The following is a 2,612-nucleotide window of genomic DNA, read 5'->3' on the forward strand; positions in this document are numbered from 1 at the left end:
GTTTCGTTGCCGATCGCTTCGTAGCGCGAGTAGTAAAACTCCACAAACTCCCGCACCTGCGCCTCGCGCGGCAGATACACGCCGCCACTAAGCTCCGCAAAGCGCGATAAAAATTCCGCCGCGTCCTTTTTGTCGCAATAAAGCCGCGCCAGCTCCTCGTAGTTCTGCAAGCACGCGGCCTTGAAGCTCTCATAGCCTGCGCGGTCAAATTTAACTGCCAGCCGTATGCCGTCAAATTTCAAAACGCCCGATGCAAAAAGCAAGCTCAGATGTATCAAAGCCTCGCAGTAGTAAGGCTTAAGCTCCTCCACTCGCTGCCACGCGATGAGCCCCACGGCGCGGCGGATCAGCTCATCTAGCACCGGCAGGCAAAACTCCTCCTCATGGAAAAAGAAGCTCACGAGCCCGCCGGTGGTCGCCTTGTACTCCTCGATGAGCTTAAAAAGCCCCGAGCGGTTCATGCGCGCCTCGGTGTCCGCGTCGATGAAAAATATATGCCCGAACTCATGTCCGATCGTCGATATTTCGTAGACGCGGCGCCAAATTTGCGGCTTTTTAAATAAAATTTCGCGCCCGAAATTTAGATAATCGAGAGTAAAAATTTCGCTGCTTAGCCGCATAAAAGGTCTAGCCTTGGCGCTTTCATAGACGAAATTTACGAAGGCGAAAATTTTCTTGCCGCAGTTGGTGCTTACGAACTCGTCGTTTGGCACGACCTGCGCCGAAAAGAGCCCGTTCAGATCGGCGCCGTAGTAGATCAACGGCGCGCAGACGTAAAGCTGGGTTTTGGCGATATTTGAGAGCACGAGCGAGTGCATGACGGCGTTATCGGCGCCGATTTTTTCATATGCGCGCTCAAAGCTCTCGCTTACACGCGCTTTAAATTCCTTCGCGCTGAACTCATACGCGCCTGCAAGCCTGACGTCCCATTCCAGCGCGACTGCATGCGTATAGGCGTCCTCGTAGTATTCGAGCGGATGCCCGATTTGAAGCGGCGTTTTTATATCCATCCACGCGATCTCCGCATCCCGCCACGCGCCGATTACCGCGTTAGCGTCCCTCTCGCAAAAGGCCTGCTTGAGCTTGGACAGATACGCGACGTAAGCTAGCTCGCTCTCATCTTCTGCTAGCGTCACCAAACGCTCCAAAAGATCGCTAAATTCGCTCTGCAGCTTTGCCGTCTCATCCGCAAAGACCACGGCGTAGGGAACCATTTGGGATTTGCCGTCACGCTGTACTATCGCGCCGTAGCAGCGCTCGCAGATCTCGCCGTGAGGCGTGCGCATAAACAGCTCCTCTTGCAGCAAAAATTCCTTCGCCTGCGCAAGCGAGCTAAATTCCTTTTCCAAGCGCTTGTTCGTGCCTTCGATAATTAGGGCTTGCCAGCTTTTTTGCATATCGCTTAGCACGAGCCCGATGCGGTGGATGCCCTTTAAAAGCTCCAGATAAAACGGCTGCAAAATCCCCCGCGCGCCTGCCTCGGCGATGAGAGCTGCGTGCATGCCTTCGTGTATTTCGCGCGTGAAATCATACATTTTGCTTTTTAGCTCACGCTGCCGCGCCTCATCGTAGCCTAAGCGGCGAAATTCCTGCAGCAGCGGATCCTCTTTGAGATCAACGATTCGGCGCAGCACGGCGATGCGCGCAGTATCGCCAGACTCAAAGCCGCAAATTTCTAGCCCGCGCGTGATCAGCTCGGCGTGCGGCTCGTCGTAGAGGGCGTTTAGTCGCGCCTTAGCGCTCGCCGCCATCTCGCTAAGTTTTACAAAATCGTTCATCGCGTACCCTTTTTGTCGTTTTTATCGTCTTTTTGCGAGCGGAATGTGTCTGCTTTGAGAGCAAAATTCTATCCTCACGCTCGCTTAAAATTTTAAAATTTCGGCATAGATTTTTGCCGATTGTATCGAAAAAGTGTTAAATTTGCGCGGTTAAAATGCGAGATTTTTAAATTTAAGGAGTAAAAATGAGCGATTTAAACTTAGACGATTTCGGCGAGCCGCGCATCAAGGTCGTAGCGCTGCCTAAGGACACGAATAGCTCGGGCAATATTTTCGGCGGCTGGATACTTAGCCAGATCGATTTAGCGGGCGCGACGGCGGCGCGCGAGATAGCGCCCGAGCGGGTCGTGACGATCTCGATGCAGGAGGTAACTTTCAAGCAGCCCGTATTTATCGGCGATGTCATCAGCTGCTACGCAAAAGTACTAAGCGTGGGAAATACCTCTATCCGCGTGCAGATCGAGGTCGCAGCGCTGCGGCTGGGCGAGGACGGATTTCGCGAGTGCTTGCACGTAACCAGCGCGATCGCAACCTATGTAAGTGTGACCAAATCAGGCCAAAAAAAGCCTATCAGCGCAGAGATTAAGCGGCTGCACGGATTTTAAAATTTCTCAGACTTTAGTTTCGGCTCAAGGAATTTTAGCATCAAGCTTATAACGCGAAAATTCTTATGTGGGATAAGCTTGGTGTGCAGAATTTGCTGCGTAAAATTTTATAATTTCAAGCGCGGAATTTTGCTGTGCAGTATTTTGGTAGAAAACCTCGCAGACAAAATTTTAGAATTTTAGAATTTTAGAATTTTAGAATTTTAGAATTTTAGAATTTTAGAATTTT

Annotated in this window: 2 protein-coding genes; one reads left to right on the forward strand and one right to left on the reverse strand. The window is 51.1% G+C overall.

What is annotated here, in order from left to right; genetic code table 11:
• On the reverse strand, positions 1-1,778 hold a 1,778-nt coding region (gene ciaB, locus Q0135_RS10615), incomplete at its 3' end, for an invasion protein CiaB (protein ID WP_297990362.1).
• Between the two features lie 185 nt (positions 1,779-1,963).
• Between ciaB and Q0135_RS10620 the strand changes: the two genes are divergently transcribed.
• The gene (locus Q0135_RS10620) at positions 1,964-2,383 is read left to right on the forward strand and encodes an acyl-CoA thioesterase (RefSeq protein WP_297990363.1); all 420 of its coding nucleotides are present in this window, start codon (positions 1,964-1,966) and stop codon (positions 2,381-2,383) included.
• The last annotated feature ends 229 nt before the right edge of the window (positions 2,384-2,612 follow it).

The organism is uncultured Campylobacter sp. (assembly GCF_937981295.1).
Taxonomy (GTDB): Bacteria; Campylobacterota; Campylobacteria; order Campylobacterales; family Campylobacteraceae; genus Campylobacter_B.

Coding starts and splice junctions, on each gene's coding strand:
- Q0135_RS10620 (WP_297990363.1), top strand. CDS start 1,964: ATGAGCGATTTAAACTTAGACGATTTCGGCGAGCCGCGCATCAAGGTC.